Below are 19,986 nucleotides of genomic sequence, written 5' to 3'. Positions count from 1 at the left end.
GGAGGAAGAAAAGGCATCCTGCAATGGCAGGACGCCTTTACAATTAACCTTCTTTCTTGCTGGTCGTCAGTTTTTCTTTAATACGGGCAGCACGACCGGCCAAATCACGTAAATAATAAAGCTTGGCGCGTCGGACATCACCACGGCGTTTAACGGTAATGCTGTCAACGATGGGGCTGTAAGTCTGGAATACACGCTCTACACCCACGTTGTGAGAGATTTTACGAACAGTAAAGGCCGAGTTGAGACCACGGTTGCGCTTTGCAATCACGATGCCTTCAAAAGCCTGAAGACGTTCACGGCTTCCCTCTTTTACTTTTACCTGCACGAGAACAGTGTCGCCCGGGCTGAATTCAGGAATATTTTTGCCTCTCATTTGCTCGGCATTCAGTTCATCAATGATGTTAGTCATGGTTACTCCTCAAATGGGTGTTCCCTATTAACAGGATCACCGTGTTCGCGTTTAAATTCATCCAGTAACTGCTGGTCGAATTCATTTAATTTAATCGTTTCCAATAAACCCGGTCGCTTTAACCAGGTATTTCCTAAAGCCTGTTTACGCCGCCAACGCTCAATGTCGCGATGGTTACCATTTAACAAGACCGGCGGTACACCCATGCCGTCTATTGAGGCTGGCCTGGTGTAGTGGGGGTAATCCAGCAAGCCGTTCATGAACGAATCCTGTTCAGCTGAACCGGCATGGCCCAAGCTACCCGGCAGCAGTCTTACAATGGCATCAATAAAAATCATCGCGGCCAACTCACCACCGCTTAATACAAAATCACCGATGGACCATTCTTCATCCACATGCTTTTCGATGATTCGCTCATCAATTCCTTCGTATCGGCCAGCAATAAAGAGCAAGGATTGTTGCTCCCTGGCTATCTTATTCAAGTCGCCCTGGTTAATGGCCCGCCCCTGAGGGCTCAAATAAACCGTCTTGCACGACTCAGGCATCTGTTGCCTGGCTTCCCGGATTGCCAAAGCCAATGGCTCATACATCATGACCATGCCCGGACCGCCGCCGTAAGGCTTGTCATCGACTTGCCGATAAGGCCTTGAAGCCCACTCGCGCGGGTTCCAGTAATTAACGCTGGCTATACCCTGGCTGATGGCTCGGCCAACAACGCCATGTTTTTCAAGTACCGCAAACATCTCCGGTATTAATGTAATGACGCCAAGATGAATCATTTAAAAATCAGCATCCCAGTCGACAAGAATCACGTGCTTTTCTAAATCGACATGGACAACATACCGCCCGGGAATGTAGGGGATCAAGTGGCGCTTTTCACCCTCAACCACCATCACATCATTCGAGCCTGTCGGCATCATGTCGGTGACTGTGCCGAATAGGACACCCTGCTGGTTCATGACCTGCAGTCCGATCAACTGGTGCCAGTAGTAATCACCCGAAGGCAATTCAGGCAACTGCTCACTGCTGACTGCAATATCCAGATTCGTTAAGGCGGCCACCTGATCACGATCAGAATAACCCTCAACCAACGCAAGAATTTGCTTGTCAATGACATCAACGCGTAGCAAATTAACAGGTTGCCATTGATTATTGCGTAACATATGCCAATCGGTATAGCGCAACACATTATCACGGGGTTCTGTGAATGAATGAACTGTAATCAATCCTTTAACACCATGAGCTCGTCCGAAACGGCCGATAACAACCCAATCAATCGTCTTTTTCACGTTACTCAGCGGCTTTGCTCTTCTTGTGTTGTTTAATCAGCTGGCTGACGCGATCAGACATTTGTGCACCGACACTTTGCCAGTGGGCCAATTTGTCCATTTCAACGTGTAAAGGTATTTCCTGACCACGAGCGACCGGGTTGTAGTAACCAATGCGCTCGATGTAATTACCATCGCGACGTCTGCGGCTATCGGTAACAACCATGTGATAAAAAGGACGCTTTTTGGCGCCGCCTCGTGATAAACGTATAACGACCATTGTTTTCCTCGTAAGAGTGGTTACGTAAAAATGCTGTGTATTGTACGAAAATTAACTGGGTATGGGAAGAGCTTCCAGTAATTATTTAAAATCATCTGGAAACATGCCTTTCATACCGGCCAATCCGCCCATACCCCGCATCATTTTTTGCATTGCACCGGGTTTGGTGAATTTCTTCATCATTTTTTGCATTTGTTCATACTGCTTGAGCAGCCGATTAACATCCTGAATCTGAGTGCCTGAACCCTGGGCGATACGCCGCTTTCTGGAACCGACGATGATTTTGGGGATGCGCCGCTCTTTGGGGGTCATTGAGTTGATGATAGCGATGGTTTGGGCCATGGCTTTATCATTCACCTGATTCAGAGCCTGTTTGGGTAATTGGCTTAAACCCGGCAGTTTGCTCATCATGCCGGCAATGCCTCCCATGTTATTCATCTGCAGCAGTTGCTGCTTGAAGTCCTCCAAATCAAAGCTTTTTCCCTTTTTAAGTTTTTTAGCCAGCTTTTCACTGGTTGCTTTATCGGCTTTACGCTCAACTTCTTCAATCAGGGTGAGAATGTCTCCCATGCCCAGAATCCGTTGTGCAACTCGATCGGGATGGAATGGTTCAAGGGCATCGATTTTTTCACCGCTACCCATGAATTTAATGGGTTGTCCGGTAATTTGTTTGACGGATAAGGCCGCGCCACCACGCGCATCACCGTCGGTTTTGGTCAGAATAACCCCCGTCAGCGGCAGGGCTTCATGAAAGGCTTTTGCCGTATTGGCGGCATCCTGTCCCGTCATACTGTCGACCACAAACAGGGTTTCAACCGGGTTGATGGCTTTATGAATGGCTTTGATTTCCGACATCATGTCCGCATCAACATGCAGGCGGCCGGCGGTATCAAAAATGACGACATCCACGTAATTTTTGCGCGCGCTGTCTAAGGCTCTTTGGGCAATGTCGACAGGCTGCTCATGACTCTCAGCCGGAAAAAAGGCCACATCCAGCTGCTCGGCCAGCAAGCGTAGCTGCTCAATAGCGGCTGGGCGGTAAACGTCCACGCTGACGAGCATGACTTTTTTATTCTCGGTTTCTTTGAGGTAGCGAGCCAGTTTGGCGGTGGTGGTGGTTTTACCTGAACCCTGCAGGCCCGCCATCAGGAAAACAGCGGGTGGTTGAGTTTTAAAATTCAGTTCCGCACGGGTATCGCCAAGAAGATGCACCAATTCATCGTGCACAATTTTAACGAGGGCCTGATCCGGTTTTAAATTGACATCCACGTCCTGGCCCAAGGCTTTTTCTTTAATCTGGGCAATGAAATCCTTAACGACCGGCAGGGCCACGTCAGCTTCCAGTAAAGAGAGGCGGACTTCCCGTAAAGCCTGCTGGGTATTTTCTTCCGTGAAACGGCTCTGGCCGCTTAATGTTTTAAAGGCATGCGTCAACCGCTCGGTTAAATTCTCAAACATGACAATGACCCTGTAGAAAAAAGTGGGTTATTATACCACAAGGATATGGCACAGTATAAAGCACTTTGTTAGAGGTTGCCGCCCGTAAAAAATACTCTCTGTCAAGCGAGGTTCTTTTTGTTATCATGTCGGTTTGATCCCACCACCAAGAAAAAATATGGGGCAGTTATCACTGACGACATTGTTCATTCTGCTGGCGCTGCTGGTTATTCTGTCGGCGTTTTTCTCCGGTTCAGAGATTGGCATTATGTCCTTAAACCGCTACCGCCTGCGCCACCTCGTCAAGAAAAAGCATAAGCAGGCTATTCGTGTCAATAATCTCCTGGCACGCCCCGATCGCTTGCTCAGCATCATTCTGATCGGTAATACGGTGGCCAATATTATTGCTTCCATGCTGGCGACGTTGGTCGGTCAACGGCTCTATGGTGATGCAGGCGTGGCGATTGCCACCGCTATTCTGACGCTGGTTATTCTTGTCTTTTCCGAGTTGGCTCCCAAAACGCTGGCTGCCTTGCATCCACAGACCGTTGCCTTCAACAGTGCGTTGCCATTGATGATATTGCAGTCGCTGCTCGCGCCTTTCGTCAAAATTGTGACCTGGATTACCAATACCTTATTACGCTGTTTTGGCATATCAATTGATAAGGCTCAGAAGGAATTATTATCCAGCGAGGAGCTGCGTTCGGTAGTGCATGAAGCGGGCGGGTTAATGCCGACAGAGCATAAGAGCATGCTGATTAGTTTACTGGATCTGGAGCAGGCCACCGTAGAAGACATTATGGTGCCGAAAAGCGACATTGTCGGTATTGATTTAAACCAATCCTGGCATGAATTGCTTGATCAGTTGGAAACCGCGCAGCACACCAGGCTACCGCTTTACCGCGATACCATTGACCATTTAATCGGTGTCGTTCACGTCCGTGATTTATTTAATCTGATGGTTGAGGAGCGTCTGGATAAGGAGAGCCTTATCAAGGCCGCTGATGAACCCTATTTTATTCCTGAAGCCACACCGCTGAATGCCCAGATTTTGAATTTTCAGAAAATGAAAAAACGCAGTTGTTTTGTGGTTGATGAATACGGCGATTTACAGGGCCTGGTGACCATGGAAGACATCCTGGAGGAAGTGGTGGGTGAGTTTACCACCGATATCGCTGCCTTAAGCAAGGATATTATTGAACAGGACGACGGCTCGGTGATAGTCGATGCCAGCATAACCTTAAGGCACTTAAAGCGCCTTCTGGGCTGGCAATTGCCGGCCTTGGGTCCTCGCACCCTGAGTGGGGTAATTATCGAGCATTTAGGCTATATCCCGCCGCCTGAGTGCTGTCTGCAAATTGAAAACTACCAGATTGAGGTCTTGAAAGTAGGGGACAATACCATCAAGACGGTGCGGATGATTAAAATCGATCGCTCCAACCATCCTTGATGAATACCCGCTAGGCTTTTTTCAGACTTAAACGTTTGCTTTTGATGATGGTATACACCGCGGGCAGAATAAACAGGGTAAAGAAAGTGCCCATGCAAAGTCCGCCGATGAGTACGGTGCCGATGGCATGACGTGATTCGGCGCCGGCATCATGCGACAAGACCAGGGGAATCGCCCCAAAGACCATGACGCCGGTCGTCATGAGGACTGGCCTTAAACGCAGCACAGCCGCCTGTTGAATGGCATCCAGCAAGGTCGCGCCGTTTTGGTGCAGCTTATTGGCGAATTCAACAATCAGGATGCCATGTTTACTGATCAAGCCAATCAGGGTAATTAATCCAACCTGCGTATAAATATTCAAGGATTGACCGAATAACCAGGTGAACAGCAGGGCGCCTGAACAAGCCAGCGGTACGGTGAAGAGGATAATAAACGGATCGGTAAAGTTCTCAAATTGCGTCGATAAAATGGCATAAATGAAGGCGAGCGATAAAAGCAGCAGGAACAGCATGACATGAGACGATTCCTGCAAGGTTTTGGCCGCTCCAGTCCAGGTCAATTTATAATGAGAAGGCAGGTTTTCTTTGGCCGCTGCCCAGAGCGTTTCCGCCGCATGGGCCATGGTGTCTCCCTTTTTTAATTGCACATGCAGCGTGGTTGAACGCATTTGCTGATAGTGATCAAGCGTCGCTGGTTGGGCTTTGGGTTGCATGGTGGTGATGGCCCCTAAAGATACCCGCTTGCCTTCATTGGTTGTCAGATAAAGTTCATTGAGTGTCCAGGGCGCTTCACGGCCTTTGATGGTGACATTATACGTGACCCCATCTTTCTCAAAGGTCTGTGATTTGTCACCACTGAAGAAGACTTCAATCGTTTTGGCCACCTGGCTTGCGGTTAAACCCAGTTTGGCCAACTGGTTGTAATCCAGTTCAATGCTGTAACCCATAGTATCCAGGCGTAGTTCATAACTGACATCATCAAACCGTTGGGTTTTATCCAGAACCGATTTTAATTTTTCCGTTTCATCAAATAACTGCCTGAAGCTTTCAGGCGTGGAAATGACTAGAGCCAGTTCCGTTCCGCTTCCCGCATCATCGATACCTGGTAAGCCTGTATCCCAGCTCCAGACATGAGGATCAATGGACGGGTAATGATTAAAAGCAGGCCGTAATTCCTCAACCAGTTGGCTCGCGGTGCGCTGTCTTTGTGAATGCGGTTTTAAAGGCAGTACAATGCTGCCGCCCCAATCACCAATAAAGGTTAGGCGATTGGTGGATTCCGGAAGTTGATTAATCTTGGTTTCCAGTTTGGCAATTTTATTATCTAAAGTGGCCAAATCCTCACCGGCCGCGGGCGGAGTATAGATGCCAATCAGGCTGCGATCTTCCTTTGGTGCGGTTTCGTGCGGAATTAAATGGTAAAAGCCAATACAGGCAGCAATGGAGATTAAGGCGGCGGCAAAGGTTAGTTTTTGCCGATTCAGAATAAATTCAAGGGCATGGCCATAATGCCCAGCCAATTTTTCAAGAAAGACATCAAATTGCGGCCACCAGTTTTTGGCGTCCTGACTTAAGAAGCGTGCGCACATCAGCGGCGACAAGGTTAATGCGACAAGGCCCGAAATAAAAACACTGCCGGCTAAAGCCACCGCAAATTCAATAAATAATTGCCCGAGCATGCCCTGAATAAAGGCAATGGGGAGGTAAACGCTGGCCAGGGTAAAGGTCATGGCGACAATAGCGAAACCAATTTCTTCAGCACCCTTGATTGCTGCATCAACAGGTGACAGGCCTTCTTCCATATGACGCCAGATGTTTTCAAGGACAATAATGGCATCGTCGACTACCAACCCGATGGCCAACACCATGGCCAGCAAGGTCATTAAGTTGATGGAAAAGCCAAAGAGTTTAAGAAAGAGCAGGGAGCCCAGCAGGGAAACAGGGATAGTTACCAAGGGTATGATCGTGGCCCGCAGGTTACGTAAAAACAAAAAGACGATGATGAGCACCAGAAAAATAGCCTCGCTTATGGCCGAGCGGATATTTTTTAACGAGGCGTTGATAAAATCTGACTGATCGATAATGACTTTGGCTTGTAAATCCTTAGGCAGGCTTTGCTGAATGCCCTGAAGGACCTTGCGTACCTCCCTGGAGACTTCGATGGGGTTGGCGTCATTAGCCCGATTGATGGATAAGACCAGGCCGGCATGGCCATTGACTCGCACCCGCATCTGGGTGTTGTCGGTTTGAAGCGCCACATCGGCTAATGATCCCAGAAAAACCGGGTGTTTAGGATTGGCTTTGACCAGCAGATTTTCATAATCCTCACGGGTATTCAGCGTGGAATTTAACGTGCTCGGGATTTTGTTGCGATAATTTCCGGCGGGCAGCGAAATGCGGCTTTTGGCCAGCGCATTGACGACTTCATCGGTATTGACGCCGAAAGCAAATAATTTTTCCGGCTTCAGACTGATGGTGTAGGTATACGGTTGTCCCCAGACATCGACCGTCGCCACGCCCGGAACGCTGCGAAACACATTCTTCAAATTAAGATTGGCATAATGGGTTAATTCACCGAAATCACGCACCGATGATTCAAGGGACACGCCGATGAACGGCAGGCCATTGGATTTGCGCTGGCGTTCGACCGAGGGCGATTTGACCTCGGCCGGCAACAGGGCTTTGGCCATGCCAACGGCATCCTGGGTCGCGCTTAAGGCTCTGTCCATGGACGTATTTGGCCGAAATACCAGGGTGATTTGTGAACTGCCGGCGCTGGATTCCGAGGTGATGGTTTCCAAGCCTTCAATACCGGCTAAGCGATCTTCAAGGATATTGGTCACTGAGGTTTCAACGAGATCAGGACTGGCGTTAGGGTAGCTGGCATACACCGTGATCGTCGGGAAACTGATATCGGGGTATTCGCGTACCGAAAGATTATAAAAGCAGAGCAGACCCAAAATCGCAATCATGCTGTTTAAAACGATGGCAATAACGGGGTGTTTAATAAAGTAACCGGTTAATTTCATGATGGCTGGCTGGTCTTGGCGTCAGATGACTTGTAAATATCAACAGGCATGCCCGGGTAAAGGCGTTCCTGACCTCGAATAACCAATTGTTGTCCGGGTTTTAAACCGTGGACAATTTCAATTTGATCACGCTGCTTAAGTCCGGTTTCTACGGCAACAAGCTCGATGCGGCCCTTTTTAACGATATAAACAAAGGGCTTGCTGTTTCTTAAGAAGAGTGCTTGAAAAGGAATAACCATCGTGTCTTTTTTTTCAGCCACCACCAAATCCACATCGATGGTTGAGCCAACCAGGCATTCGTCGCATTGAATCGCGACATCGGCAGGGCACATGTGGGTGTCTTCATCCAGCATTTTTTGCAGATGGTTCAAGGTGTAGGCTTTACCCTGCACATAAACGGCCTGCCCTTCATGGATGGCGCTTAAATTACTGCAGGGAATATCAAAATCAACCAGCAGGGAGGAGGGGTCATAGATGCTGACGACAGCCTCACCGGCATTGACTTCGGCCCCTTCACGTTTTTTATACGCGCCAATGATGCCGTCAAAAGGTGCATAAAAACGCGAGTTATCGAGTTCAATTTTTGTTTTCGACAATTCTTTCTCGGCATCTATCCAAAGCTGCTTTTTTTCTTCTGCCTCTTTGGCGCTGACGTAGCCTTTTGTGATTAAGGGGCTCATCCGTTCATATTGGGCCTTGGCCAGCTCAACGGCTGCTGTGGATAATTGCAGGTTTTTTTCACGCAAGGGATTGGCAATTTTGGCAATCAAAGTCCCTTTACTGATTTTTTGACCGGTCGGAACCAGGGTATCCAGCATCCCTGATTCTTTGGCTACCAGCACGGTGCTGTGTTGAGGATGAATGGTGCCTAACAGGTGAATGGTCTGCTTCAGTGTCCGTTTTTTCACGGCCTCAATTTCGACCAGTTTATTGGCCTGCGCTTCGGAAGACGCTTTGGAATGAAACAAGGCGCGGACAGCAATAAGACCTAAGGCAGCAATCAACAGAAAAAGGGCAGCCTTTTGCCAGTAATAACGTGAACGCACCAGGCGATGCCATTGGATTTTTAACACGATTTGCCGTCATCCAGTTGGAAAAACCGGTAGTTTATCACAAAATGGGATTGGTATTAATCAGGTCAACTTGTCAATTGGTTAACACGCTCGCCGGCGGGGTTTAAGTTTTGTAGAATAGTTTTCCCTTTACCAGATGGATCTAGCAATGACTAACCTGTTTCAATTATTTCAAAGCCGTGAAGTACGTTATTTTCCGGATATTTTCACCTCACGCACCACTTTCAAAAAACAATTGCAACCTAAAATCCATACGTCATCCAAATCGCTTAAGGCCTTTTTGCAATTTGAGCGTGAACTTAAACCACACCTCAAGGCCAGCAGTGATTTGGCAATTGCTTTGGCAAGGGGCATCAATGGTGTCTTCAGTAAACACCATCAGGTGAATTTAATCATGGGAAATAAAAATCTGGAGTCCATTGCCATGGGCGTAACGATGGATTCCGGCCTCACCTCGTTTGAGCATCTCTATTGCGCCGATGAAGAATGCTTATCCCCCCCAATTTAATCATGTGTCCACCCCATCCCTGAGGGGGCTGAAATGGGCTGTTGTCGAGCAGTTGGCGCGTAAAGACCTAGTCGAAAAAGTCTCTGTAGAAAAGCAGGAGGCTTGTAAAAATCTGCTTACTCATACCCAGCACCTGATTATGTCGGCCAAAACCGTCTCTGCTGTGATTGCCTCTGTCGCTTACAGTGCCCGCGTCTTCACGGAATTAGGCGTGGTGAAGAAAGGTAAAATTTCTGACACGGCCATTTGTAATTTGTTTGAAGAAGATATCCCAGGGGTATTTGCAAAACAGAAACTCAATACTGGAACGGCTTTAAATCATGTGGGCTCCGCTTTCCAGCTTGAAAAAGTCAGGGAGCGGCTTATCGCACGACTTGAAGACTATTTAAGCTGGCGCGCCAAATTAGTCGATGAAGTGGTGGCAGAAAAGGAACATAGTGGTGAGGTATCGCAACGGTATCAGGCGATAAACCGCGGATTTTTTTACAACAAGGACATGCAGGAGGCCCGTGTGGTTATCGCCTCGAAGTTATTGATGCAAATCGAGCGTTATCAACTTTGTGATCGAGAGGGATCAGGTACGCCTGTGGATCATGATCGCCAAGCTAAAAATGGTCATACTATCGATACCCCGCAGCATTTTGCTCAGGCGTTAATTGATGCCATAGAGGACAATATGGATTGTTTTGAGAAAAAAGGTCGTGTTGTTGATCAATTGGGTGAACTCCATGAGATACTCGAGGAAGCACGTCAGGAAATGGGCATGGTTTACACTCAAACGGTCAAGGTTGGTGGGCGTTATAATTTGCGAGAACAGTTGGGACTGGACAAAGTGAAGTCGGTGGAAATGATTTATTAACCGGTCTGTGCGGTCAGGAAGGGATTATTTACTAACCGTCCCTTCCTTAAGCGACAGCACCCGTGCAGTAAACAGGTAGCCGCCGTTGCGAATGGTTTTAATCAGGGCCGGCTTTTTCGCATCGGTTTCGATTTTTTGGCGCAGGCGGCTGATTTGAACATCTATACGGCGGTCAAAGGGATTCAGATCGCTGTTTTTGGTGATCTGCAGCAGGAATTCACGGCCAAGGATTTGCTGCGGCTGCCTGACAAAAGCCAGCAATAAGTCATACTCGCCGGCGCTTAATTGCAGTTCCTGTTGATGTTCATCAAAAATTTGCCGGGAGGATGGGTAAAGACGCCAGTTGGCGAAGGCTAATACCTCTTTTTCCTGCTCAACCTCATCGGCAAAGCGTTGCACGCGGCGGCTGATGGCGCTGATTCGGGCATGCAGTTCGCGGGGATGCAGGGGTTTTACCAAAAAATCATCGGCGCCTGCCTCGAGCATCTTGACGCACATTTCTTCATTGCTGTTATCGCTAATGACTAAAATAGGGGCTGGATAACGATGGTAGAGCACATCTATTGTTAAGGAACTGTCTTTAAGCAAGCGCCAGTTAATCAGTAAGGCTTCGGGCGGCTCGTTTTCCTGGCCCAATTGCCGGGTATCGGTGTACTGAACCAGGCTGAAGTTAAATTTGGCAAAATACTCCTCCAGCCGGGAATCCTTGGGAGCATCGTCAATAATCAGCAGGTATTTACGATGCGGCAGCATGCAATCTCTCCATCCGTAATAACTCGTTGATGTTTTTAGTTTGGACTCGATTATATACCGGAAGGTTTTTATTTGGCGATTTTTTTGGTCTACTCAACGCGGTTTTGACAAATGCTCGTCCGACATCTCGTCCTCATCGTTATTTTCAACGTTGGGTTGTTTCTGAAGCTCGAATTCCAGATTATCATTTTGCATATTAAATGCTTCAAGATTAAGCTCATCCACCAACTCTTTTGCCATATTCAGGCTGCTTTTTGCATCAGGGATTTGACCGGCTATTTCACTGATTGCGCCATGTTGAACGGCAATGTGTCCGCCGCCTATGGCGGGCGCTCCCTGGGCATTCATGCTGTTATCCAGGATGCGGTTGGCGCTTTCCTTACCCACGAGTTCGGGCAATAATTCCGGGGCAAGTTGACCATTCGCCACTTTTTTCGCTAAAAAATCCTCAAATCGTGCGGGCTTCATGTTCGTCATCTTTTTCTGTTTACCTGATTAGATCGTAGAAGAAGATGGCGGGTAAATCCAATCATTTCCTGCTATGATGAAATAACGCACCGTGTGCGTTTAAGCCTCATCAGATGCTTGGAGGAACGAGGATGCCTCTTTTTAATCGATTGGGTTTGACCTGGTTGGTGGACAATGCCAGCCGCAACAAAGCAAAAATTAAATTTGCTATCCGTCAAGCGGAAGTCCGGTTACATCGTTTGATGACCCGCGGGCACATCCCTCATGAACGTTACCCATCAATCGCGGCGTGCTGCCAACAATTAGCGGCGCTTTACGATGATTTATTAACCTTGACAGCTGCCCGGGATATGGCAAGCCCTGAGGAGAATGAACCGCTTCACCTCAGTACGACCTTGTCTGAATGCTACCTGCACCTGCTTAAGTACAGACAGCCACTTTTTGTACCTACTACCAATCATGAAGACAGGGTAATGCTTGCGCGGATAAAACGGCATTATCTGGACATGGTGACTCTGCTAACTCGCGGCGAACAGGCATCAACGCCTGAGTTGGCCAGGTTTGAGCTGCCTTTAAATGATTTATTTGAACGGATTATTACAGCCGATTCACCGGCCGACTGGTTATGGGCCATGACCCGTTTGGCCAACGCGGCAGGGGAAAAGAGTACGGCGTTAAGTGGTCAATTTTTTGATCTTGATGATCAACAATTGATTGACTTGGATCATCGCCTGGCGAGGTGTGAGTTTCGTTCCTTAATCAATAGTATTTTTTATTACGGGATTAACCCCGATAATCTCTATGATTTTTCACTGCACCCTGAAAAAATGATTTCGGTGAGAAACCGGTTAAACACATTGTATCAATTTATTGTTTTTTTCCATCAGCAATTATTGCAGGGATTACGGCAGCGCGGTTTTCACAGTGGCCATGATTTTCTTTTTCATGGCAGCGAGCTGCCGGAAGGGATAACCGTCGAGGCAGAAAAAAAATACCAGGGGCTTATCACGGAAGTCATTAAGGAATGGCGTCTAACTCACTGGTTTGAACAGGAAGAATTGCTGGGGCAGGCGAAGCTGTTGGATATTTTTCGTGCTTATAAATACTGGTTTAACCCCAATCGTCTCATTGATGCGGCGATGTCACTCAAGGCTTCTCTGGCAAACGGTTTTCCGGTTACCGGGCAAAATGTCTTGTTTAATCAACAAATGAAGCGGCTTTATCAACAATTATCGACCACGGATTGCCTGGATTTGTACGGTTATTTTGCTAATAAAGACAGTTCCTATCTGATGCGCACGCTGAATGCCGCCTGCCATGGGCAGGAAATAGTTGATTTCCCGCCCTTGACCCTGCAGGAAAGAGACACGGTTTTTTATGTCTACAGTGTGCTTGAGACACTGATGGATGCATTGCGGGAAGCGTTGGATGAGCGCGGGTTGACCACGGTGCCATATGAACGTCAGGTGGGGGCGAAAAAAGTCAAACCAGGACGGCGCAATTTACAGGCACTGCGGCGGTTAGTCAGCTTGTATGCTGAACCCGCGCTACGCCTTAATCATCGTCTTGAGGCGCTGTTTAAGGAAGTGGAAGGCTAGGCTGGGTTTTAGGATAGGTTGCCAAATCATTAGAATAAAATTGCAGGAGTTGCCGCAAGAGGGATTGAGCCGGAGACCCTTTGGCAAAAGAGGTCTCCAGGTTATCTGTCCATTGCCCATTGCTCAACCGCAAAAGCACCGGAATATAAAGTTTGTCATCGGGGTATAGGGCCAATAGCCAATCACCCTGAATGATGCCATATATTTTCATGGCATTAATGCGTTGAAGTTTGTCCTGGCGCAATTCCAGCAAGCCGTTTGTCGGGTTAACGCGAAATAAAAGTATCCCATAGCGTCTGGCTTTTTCCCGGGAAATGAATTGATTGGGAAGCATCCCGCTTTCCAGCATGAAGGCACGATCGGCTGGCGGCTTACTGAAGCCCAATAAACTCGGTAACAGGGAAAGGCCATCTGGTTTTATTTTTGCAGGCAGGCCGGCAAAGGCGGCAATGGTCGGTGCTAAATCAATAAGGGCTACTCGGGTGTTGATGATTTTTGCCTGCGTCAGGGGACGGTTGTTTTGTGTTATTTTCATGCCAAGCAAGCAGGTATACTGGGCGGGACTCAGTAAATCAGAGCCATGTCCGGCGCTTCGTTGCAGTTCGGTTGACGTTTTGCGGGAAAAATAACTGGCCAACAGGCTGGGTTTTTGGCCCTGATAGCCTTTAAGGCTGGTTTTACGGCTGCCTTCTTCATACAGGGCTTCACCATGATCACTTAAAACGATGACCAGGCTGTTTTTAAGGTAACCCTCTTTTTGAAGCAGGCCGAATAATTGGCCTATCTGTTTGTCCGTCTGGCGTATGGCGGCATGATAAAGATTACCTCGTTCCAACACACTGTATTCATCTCCGACTTCAGCCGGTAAAGATTGTGCCCAGGCATAGGGCCAGTGCGGCAGGGTGAAGTGTACAGCCAGAAAAACCGGTTGCAGGCTTTGTGCGGCATGAATGCGTGCAGCCAGTTCCTTATCAAAAGTAGCCGGATAATAGGTGTAATGGCTGGCACGGTTTAGGTAATTATAGGGAAAAAGCCAGCGGCTAAATTTAAAATTTACCAACAGATTACTCAATGGGAAATCATTAAACGTACCAATCAATGCGTCATTAATGCCCGTTTTTGGACCGATAATTTCCTGAAAACCAAACTCATTACCGAGGGTGTTGAATCGCCGGTCGTCTGTTGCAAAAATACTGTAATAGCCTGCTTGCCGCAATGGCCAAACAATGCTGGCTGAGCTCTTAACAAGCCTGGCGGGCGTTAGGTTTTCCCTTGCCTGATGATGAATGGGGTATAACCCGGTTAAAATACTGGACCAGGCCGGGTAGGTACGGGCTAAGGGACTGATGGTATCGGTAAAGTGGACGCTTTGATTAATGAAATGAAAAAGCGTTGGTGTTTCTTTGGCGCTGAGACGCTCAGCACTGAAGGAATCAATGCCAATGATAATAATATTCGGTTGTGTACTGGTATGTTCTTCTTCAATCGATTCATGCTCAGGGGAAAAAATAAAAAGCGAGAAGGCTATTCCCGTCGTTAGCAAGGCAATGGTCATCCGTGGTTGTTTTTTAATTAATCTCATCAAACCCAGCAAGGTCAATAGCAGAAAAAAAGCAGACAAACCCATAAGAAGCCAGCGAATCAACGCAAGAGGGATGGGGGGTAGAAACAGGCGGCTGAACTCACTCAAGGGGAAAAAATAACAATTCATGCAAAGGACCCAGAGTATAGTCAAGGCATAAATGATCAGGAGTTGGCGATGATGATTCTCCAGGTGCTTCCCGTTGAGGATAGCCCAAAGCCAGAAAGCCTGGAATAAGGCAAGCAGCGCATGAAGTACTAATTGCACGCAGCCTGTAAGTGCCATTTCCAAATAAACCTGCAAAGGTAGAGGTATAGCATGCAAAAAGCTGCTGCCCAAGCTTAAAATATAGGCAAATTGCAACCCTAAAAAGACTAAATTAAACAGGAAGAAGTGATTGAAATAATGCCAGTAGGCTGTTTTTTCGATTTTCTTCACGATTTGTCGACAGTGCTGTTCAGATGCCAATTGTACATGTAATTCTCAATGGTATTGACATGCTTTAACTGACTCTTTAATGGTTCGCGGGCATAGTATTTAATGTGGTTAATGATGTCGAGTTTGGTGCCGCCAAAATCATCACTGAACCACTCGTAGATTTTAGAGACAATCAGTTTTCCTTCGATAACCTGAACGCCTCGCAAGGAGTTGATGTATTCCGTCGCGGCTTCGTTAAGCTGCTGTTCAATGGTTTTACCTAAATAAGCCTTTTTACTTAAATTCGCAGCGCCGATGGAACCATTATTAATGGCATAATGGGTGCGTGGATCATTCCAGATGGGACGAATGATGCGATTATGAATTTCATCCAACGAAAGGGGAGTGCCGTTAATCGTAATGATTTTTGCTCCCCAGGGGCCAATACTGAACAGGCCGGGAGAAATGTTAATGTCTTCAATGCTGCCTACAGGGTAGTAATCCGCCACAATGCTGACGGTGAGGGCATTGTACAAATTAATCCAGAAAGCGAGTTGCTCATCGCGGTTGTAGGCATCAATATCGATGGTCGATAATTGCCTGATGTAGCGCTTGAGCCGTTCATGCTCCTTAGGGGGCATGTGGGCATAATCAACCAGGTTAATGCCTTCTTCGTTAGTCATTACGGAGCGATTAAGCACGATTTGCCAGTCACTGTGGTCAATGACTGCTGTGGAAAGGGGATTATTGACCTCCCAGATAGGCCACAGGTTCTTGTTAAAGGCCGCTTGCACGCCAAAGGGGCAGAGCATGAACAAATAAAGCACACACGCCACGGCCCTTATTCTAAACATGCACGGCTGCCCGGTTTTTTAAGGCGCTGCCTATGGTATTACCATCGAGAAATTCCAGTTCCCCGCCTGACGGGATGCCATGCGCCAATTGACTGACGTGTACTCCGATGGGTTTAAGCAATTCATGAATGAAGTGGACTGTGGTTTGCCCTTCCACGGAAGGGCTTAACGCCAGAATCACTTCACTGATCTTCTCGCGTGCAATTAAATCAAACAGTTTTGGCAAACCGATATCATCCGGCCCCAATCCATCGAGCGGTGAAATTTTTCCCATCAGCACAAAATAGCCGCCGCTAAAGGCGTTACTTTGTTCAATGGCTGATACATCCGCCGGGCTTTCAACCACGCAAAGCTGGCTGAAATCGCGATTGGGATTTGTGCACAAGCGGCAAAGCGGGTCTTCGGTGTAATTGTTGCAGCGTTGGCAATGGCTAATCGTCTGCATGGCTTCTTCAAGGCATGCAGCCAAATGCAACCCGCGTTGCCTTTGATGCCTAAGCAAATGATAAACCATACGCTGCGCGGATTTAGGGCCAACACCCGGCAGGCAGCGTAATGCATCGATTAGACGATTCAACGCACTCATGACGCGGATTATTCTCCGTTTTTGTCTTTCAGAAAATCAGTAGGGATATTGAGTCCGGCGGTTAATTGACTGATTTTTTCCTTGGAGGCCGTTTCGACCTTGCGAACAGCATTATTAAATGCCGCTGCAACCAAATCTTCTACCATTTCCACGTCTTCTTCCATCAGTGCCTGGCCAATCCGGACTTCGGTGACATCATGGCGTCCATTCATTTTGACCCGTACTTTCAGAGAACCGCTGCCGGCTTCGCCTTCAACAACCAATTGACTTAATTGCTGCTGGGCTTCCTGCATGCGTTGTTGCATTTTTTGGGCTTCTTTCATTAGGTTGCCCAGATTTTGATTAATATCCATCGTTACCTCTCATCATGTTGTAAATTAATTATAATGGATCTTCAGCGGGCACAATAGAATTTTTAACCACTTCCGCTGAAAATTGCTGTTGCAACTCAAGTAAAAAAGGGTCGTTCTGCAAACTGTTTTCGGCTATTTCCATCCGCACCTGCTGTTCCTGCTGTTTTTTTTGCGCGGGGGTTGCTTGCGTAGGACTGTCTGTATTCAAGGTAATTTTGATGGGTTCATCATAAAACTGCGATAAGGCCTGTTCGATACGCTGCTGAATGGCTGGAGTAAACAAGGACTGATGACCTTTGTCTACCCGTAAAACCATGTCACGGCCATTCTTGCTGACTAATTCTGCATTTTCTGCTGCATTTTGTGCCAGGCCGCTTAATTTTAAGCGAGGCAAAAGCGTGTCCCAGCGAACACAATCTGGTTCTGACGTCTGAGGCTTATCAATGTCTGCGGCTGGGTCAGGAACAACCGGGGGCGTTTGGTAAAAAGCGGGTTCATCGGGGACAGCCAACCTGTCTTCATCCTGGGGCGGCGGGCTTGCCTGCGGCAGGGATGCGGCAGGCTCTGCGGTGGAGGCGGGGCTGCTGGCGACAGGTTTTGCAGGCTGCGATGCGCCCGGTACTTCATGGGCCAGCGGGGGACATGGGCTTTTACCTGCCGGTTTAAATGCCAGCATGCGTAGCAGTGTCATGTCAAAACCTATGGCCTGTGCGGGCGCCAGCGGCATATCGTCCAGGCCCTTTAATGCGATTTGATAAAACAATTGAGTGTCTTCTGCTGATACGCTTTGAGCCAGTGCCTTGATTTCTTCAGGGCATTGCAGCAAAGGGTGTTCGCCTGGGAGAGCCTGACACAGGGTCATCTGATGCAGGTACTCCAGTATTTCATTTAATACATAGGCGAAATGCCCTCCTTCAAGGGCAATGGCGCGGCTTAATTCAATCAGGCGTGGAGCCTCATTTTGAACCAGTGCCTGCAAAAGCTGAAGGGCATAGTCCTGTTGGGTATAACCCAGGAGCGATTTAACCCGTTGAGCGGTAAGCAGGGTATCGGCGCTGGCAATCACCTGATCAAGCAGGCTTAAGGCGTCGCGCATACTGCCTTTCGCTGCTTTTGCCAATAAGGCTAGGGCTTGTGGTTCGCAGGGCTGTTTTTCCTGGTCGACAATATATTGCAGCTGCTGGCCAATCAATTCAGGCGATAAGTTTTTTAAATTAAATTGCAGGCAGCGAGACAGAATGGTAACCGGCAATTTTTGCGGATCGGTCGTCGCCAACAGGAATTTAACATGAGGTGGGGGTTCTTCCAGTGTTTTTAACAGGGCATTGAAACTATGCTGCGACAGCATATGAACTTCATCAATCAGGTAAATTTTGAAACGGCCGCTGGTCGGCGCGTATTGGACATTATCAAGCAGATCGCGCGTATCTTCCACCCGTGTTTTGGATGCGGCATCCACTTCAATTAAATCAATAAAGCGCCCTTCCTCAATAGCAAGACAGGGATCGCATTGCAGGCAAGGCTCTGCACTGACGCCCTTTTCACAATTCAAGGCTTTGGCCATGAGGCGGGCAACGCTGGTTTTTCCCACGCCGCGGGTCCCGGTAAACAAATAGGCATGGTGTAAGCGCTGTTGATTAAGGGAATTAACCAAAGCCTGATTAATATGGTCTTGACCAACCAGTTGGGAAAAAGTTCGTGGCCGCCATTTACGTGCTAGTGCTAGGTAGCTCATATTGACATTCGCAATTAGGGCGGCGGCCCTAGAAGCCACACCCCGGCGCCCGAATCAACTGTTACCGCTGCTCCCTTCCGGGCCTGACGGGGTTCACAGTCTATCGTCGCGAGGGGACCAAAAGGGCCACCATCGTTGAATTGCGAAGATTATCAAAAAAAGCAGGTAATAACCAGAGTTATGGTGAATAAAATTTACCGTGATTTATTGGGCTAGTGACGGGCATTCTAACAGAGTATACTCCCTGTCTTTGCAATGGATTCATTCGACAGCATGGCTGTCCGGCATTTCGCCAGCCAATACCGGGAAAGGGAGTAACAATGGTCGTGAGACGTCTAAATTGGGGTATTTTGGGAACAAGTTTTATCTCCGAAGTCGTTGCTGCAGCAATAGTGGCATCAGATACAGGGGACCTGAAAGCCGTGGCCAGTCGTCATGAAGAAAAGGCCCGCTCCTTCGCGGCTACCTTCGCCATCCATCGTTATTATGCCAATTATGAACAATTACTATTCGATCCCACCATCGATGCCGTCTACATCGGTCTACCCAATCACCTCCATTTAGAATGGATATTAAAAGCGGCGGCTGCCGGTAAACACATCCTTTGTGAAAAGCCGCTGGTTTTAACCGCGCAGGAAGTCCAGCAGGTGATGAGCGCCGTCAAAAAGGCTAATGTCCTTTGTATGGAGGCGCTCATGTATCGTCACCATCCCTTTATTCTGGAGTTGCAACGCGTGATTGAAGCGGGTGCACTGGGCGTTATTCGTCAGGTCAATGCATTTTATTGTGCCAATATTGCCAAACTTGCCAATCCAGTTGCCGGCGGGTGTATCCGTAACCTTGGATGCTATCCGGTGTCATTAACCCGGTATCTCTTAAATTCAGAGCCCATTCACATGGTCGCCTTGGGAAGGATGGATGAGCAGGGGCACGATCGCCAGGCGGGCATGATTTTGCAATTTCCCCGAGGAGCGATAGCTAATATTGCTACAGCGGACGATCTGGAAATGTCCTGGTATTACGAATTGATCGGCGATGAAGGATGCATGCAATTAAAAAGTAATCCCTGGTTGCCCCCACAGACCGAAAATTGTGCTATTATAAGGGATAAAAATGGTAGTGATATTCTACAAATAAAGATTGATGCCGTTAAACCTCTTTATAGTTATCAGATAGACACGTTAGGCAATGCCATCCTTGGTGTACCTCAAAGCGGTTCCGATGTGATTTCTTTAGAAGACAGTTTAGGCAACATCCAGATCCTGGATAAGTGGCTAAAACAAATCAGGGAATTGAAAACCGAGCCTCTTTCGCTGAATTGAAAG

19 protein-coding genes and 1 other RNA gene are annotated in these 19,986 nt (G+C 47.9%); 5 read left to right on the top strand and 15 right to left on the bottom strand.

Annotated elements, in window-relative coordinates; all coding sequences use genetic code 11:
• Positions 1-43: 43 nt before the first annotated feature.
• The 5 genes from rplS to ffh form a co-directional block, all read right to left on the bottom strand.
• The gene (gene rplS / locus Lery_RS00805; protein ID WP_058525344.1) at positions 44-412 is read right to left on the bottom strand and encodes a 50S ribosomal protein L19; all 369 of its coding nucleotides are present in this window, start codon (positions 410-412) and stop codon (positions 44-46) included.
• Between the two features lie 2 nt (positions 413-414).
• Positions 415-1,191, bottom strand: a complete 777-nt coding sequence (gene trmD, locus Lery_RS00800) for a tRNA (guanosine(37)-N1)-methyltransferase TrmD (RefSeq protein ID WP_058525343.1) — start codon at positions 1,189-1,191, stop codon at positions 415-417.
• Positions 1,192-1,701 carry a ribosome maturation factor RimM gene (gene rimM, locus Lery_RS00795; protein ID WP_058525342.1) on the bottom strand — a complete coding sequence of 170 codons (510 nt, stop codon included), beginning with the start codon at positions 1,699-1,701 and terminating at the stop codon, positions 1,192-1,194. It lies immediately after the preceding gene.
• A 1-nt stretch (position 1,702) separates the two neighbouring features.
• Complete coding sequence (rpsP, locus tag Lery_RS00790) at positions 1,703-1,960, bottom strand: 30S ribosomal protein S16 (RefSeq protein ID WP_058525341.1); 258 nt, start codon at positions 1,958-1,960, stop codon at positions 1,703-1,705.
• A gap of 81 nt (positions 1,961-2,041) precedes the next feature.
• Positions 2,042-3,418 carry a signal recognition particle protein gene (gene ffh / locus Lery_RS00785; RefSeq protein WP_058525340.1) on the bottom strand — a complete coding sequence of 459 codons (1,377 nt, stop codon included), beginning with the start codon at positions 3,416-3,418 and terminating at the stop codon, positions 2,042-2,044.
• 157 nt (positions 3,419-3,575) lie between these two features.
• Between ffh and Lery_RS00780 the strand changes: the two genes are divergently transcribed.
• The gene (locus tag Lery_RS00780) at positions 3,576-4,847 is read left to right on the top strand and encodes an HlyC/CorC family transporter (protein WP_058525339.1); all 1,272 of its coding nucleotides are present in this window, start codon (positions 3,576-3,578) and stop codon (positions 4,845-4,847) included.
• A gap of 10 nt (positions 4,848-4,857) precedes the next feature.
• Here Lery_RS00780 and lpeB read toward each other — a convergent pair whose 3' ends face one another.
• Positions 4,858-7,875, bottom strand: coding sequence for a multidrug efflux RND transporter permease subunit LpeB (gene lpeB, locus Lery_RS00775; protein ID WP_058525338.1), 3,018 nt, complete (start codon positions 7,873-7,875; stop codon positions 4,858-4,860).
• A complete protein-coding gene (lpeA, locus tag Lery_RS00770) occupies positions 7,872-8,948 on the bottom strand; it encodes a multidrug efflux RND transporter periplasmic adaptor subunit LpeA (protein ID WP_058525337.1) in 1,077 nt (358 codons plus the stop codon). Before lpeA ends, lpeB begins: the two co-directional genes overlap by 4 nt.
• 148 nt (positions 8,949-9,096) lie before the next feature.
• On the opposite strand from lpeA, the gene Lery_RS00765 reads away from it, so the two are divergent.
• The gene (locus tag Lery_RS00765) at positions 9,097-9,456 is read left to right on the top strand and encodes a hypothetical protein (RefSeq protein WP_058525336.1); all 360 of its coding nucleotides are present in this window, start codon (positions 9,097-9,099) and stop codon (positions 9,454-9,456) included.
• Positions 9,428-10,315 carry a hypothetical protein gene (locus tag Lery_RS00760; protein ID WP_058525335.1) on the top strand — a complete coding sequence of 296 codons (888 nt, stop codon included), beginning with the start codon at positions 9,428-9,430 and terminating at the stop codon, positions 10,313-10,315. The genes Lery_RS00765 and Lery_RS00760 overlap by 29 nt, the downstream gene beginning before the upstream one ends.
• A 24-nt stretch (positions 10,316-10,339) precedes the next feature.
• On the opposite strand, the gene Lery_RS00755 is transcribed toward Lery_RS00760, so the two are convergent.
• Entirely contained in the window at positions 10,340-11,065 is a 726-nt protein-coding gene (locus Lery_RS00755; RefSeq protein WP_162262932.1) for a response regulator transcription factor, read from the bottom strand.
• Positions 11,066-11,161: 96 nt separating this feature from the next.
• Entirely contained in the window at positions 11,162-11,536 is a 375-nt protein-coding gene (locus Lery_RS00750) for a hypothetical protein (RefSeq protein ID WP_058525333.1), read from the bottom strand.
• A 131-nt stretch (positions 11,537-11,667) separates the two neighbouring features.
• Between Lery_RS00750 and Lery_RS00745 the strand changes: the two genes are divergently transcribed.
• Positions 11,668-13,134 (top strand): hypothetical protein, encoded by a 1,467-nt coding sequence (locus Lery_RS00745; protein WP_058525332.1) that lies wholly within the window; start codon positions 11,668-11,670, stop codon positions 13,132-13,134.
• Here the strand turns inward: Lery_RS00745 and Lery_RS00740 are convergent.
• From Lery_RS00740 to ffs, 6 genes are all read right to left on the bottom strand, one after another.
• Complete coding sequence (locus Lery_RS00740; RefSeq protein WP_058525331.1) at positions 13,115-15,154, bottom strand: sulfatase-like hydrolase/transferase; 2,040 nt, start codon at positions 15,152-15,154, stop codon at positions 13,115-13,117. The two genes, Lery_RS00745 and Lery_RS00740, sit on opposite strands and share 20 nt — an antisense overlap.
• Positions 15,151-15,987, bottom strand: coding sequence for a DUF547 domain-containing protein (locus Lery_RS00735; RefSeq protein WP_058525330.1), 837 nt, complete (start codon positions 15,985-15,987; stop codon positions 15,151-15,153). Before Lery_RS00735 ends, Lery_RS00740 begins: the two co-directional genes overlap by 4 nt.
• Positions 15,980-16,573 carry a recombination mediator RecR gene (recR, locus tag Lery_RS00730; protein WP_058525329.1) on the bottom strand — a complete coding sequence of 198 codons (594 nt, stop codon included), beginning with the start codon at positions 16,571-16,573 and terminating at the stop codon, positions 15,980-15,982. Before recR ends, Lery_RS00735 begins: the two co-directional genes overlap by 8 nt.
• An 8-nt stretch (positions 16,574-16,581) precedes the next feature.
• A complete protein-coding gene (locus tag Lery_RS00725; protein WP_058525328.1) occupies positions 16,582-16,926 on the bottom strand; it encodes a YbaB/EbfC family nucleoid-associated protein in 345 nt (114 codons plus the stop codon).
• Between the two features lie 28 nt (positions 16,927-16,954).
• A complete protein-coding gene (gene dnaX, locus Lery_RS00720; RefSeq protein WP_058525327.1) occupies positions 16,955-18,661 on the bottom strand; it encodes a DNA polymerase III subunit gamma/tau in 1,707 nt (568 codons plus the stop codon).
• Between the two features lie 26 nt (positions 18,662-18,687).
• Positions 18,688-18,784, bottom strand: an RNA gene (ffs, locus tag Lery_RS14810) — signal recognition particle sRNA small type.
• Between the two features lie 197 nt (positions 18,785-18,981).
• On the opposite strand from ffs, the gene Lery_RS00715 reads away from it, so the two are divergent.
• Positions 18,982-19,983, top strand: coding sequence for a Gfo/Idh/MocA family protein (locus Lery_RS00715; protein WP_058525326.1), 1,002 nt, complete (start codon positions 18,982-18,984; stop codon positions 19,981-19,983).
• Positions 19,984-19,986: the final 3 nt, after the last annotated feature.

It is taken from the genome of Legionella erythra (assembly GCF_001467615.1).
GTDB classification, from domain to species: Bacteria; Pseudomonadota; Gammaproteobacteria; order Legionellales; family Legionellaceae; genus Legionella_C; species Legionella_C erythra.
This window is presented reverse-complemented; position numbering and strand designations above follow the sequence as displayed.